The organism is Streptomyces sp. NPDC127092, assembly GCF_042722475.1.
Lineage (GTDB): Bacteria > Actinomycetota > Actinomycetes > Streptomycetales > Streptomycetaceae > Streptomyces.
In genome coordinates this window covers 1-421 of sequence record NZ_JBHXFE010000247.1, presented here as the reverse complement: position 1 = coordinate 421, position 421 = coordinate 1, and the positions used below count along the sequence as shown (strand labels likewise).

Sequence of the window (421 nt, the reverse complement as noted above, 5' to 3'; positions counted from 1 at the left end):
TCCGTCCGGGAACGGCAGGGCCGGAAGGTCCCCCGGCACCAGGTGGAGTGCGACACGGTTGGCCGGTGGGGCATCGGACGGCGCATAACGGCCGGTGATCTCCGGCGGGGCGTCGGGTCCCAGGCGCGACACGAGCGCGCGGTGCAGGGCGACGCAGACACTCACGTACCGCTCTTCAGGGACAGTGGAGTTGGCCCCGATGACGGGGACCGCCAGCACCTGGGTCCAGGGAACGTCAGGTTCGTGTTGCTCGACCGACGCGAAGATCCCGCTCCGGAGGTGGTCGCGCGGCGGCAGGGCGGCATGCGGCACCGCCGACGTCGTGTGCTTGTCGCCGCTAGCCGAGGGCTTCCGCCCCAGCGTCGTTGCCGCGTGAGCACGGTCGAGCTCTGCCCTCCGTCCGGGATTCGGCATCGCCTGC

At 71.7% G+C, this 421-nt stretch carries 1 protein-coding gene; it reads right to left on the bottom strand.

The window, feature by feature from the left end; all coding sequences use genetic code 11:
- A partial coding sequence (csb2, locus tag ACFWJO_RS39375) for a type I-U CRISPR-associated protein Csb2 (protein ID WP_386873062.1) occupies positions 1-414 on the bottom strand: 414 nt, incomplete at its 3' end.
- Between the last annotated feature and the right edge of the window lie 7 nt (positions 415-421).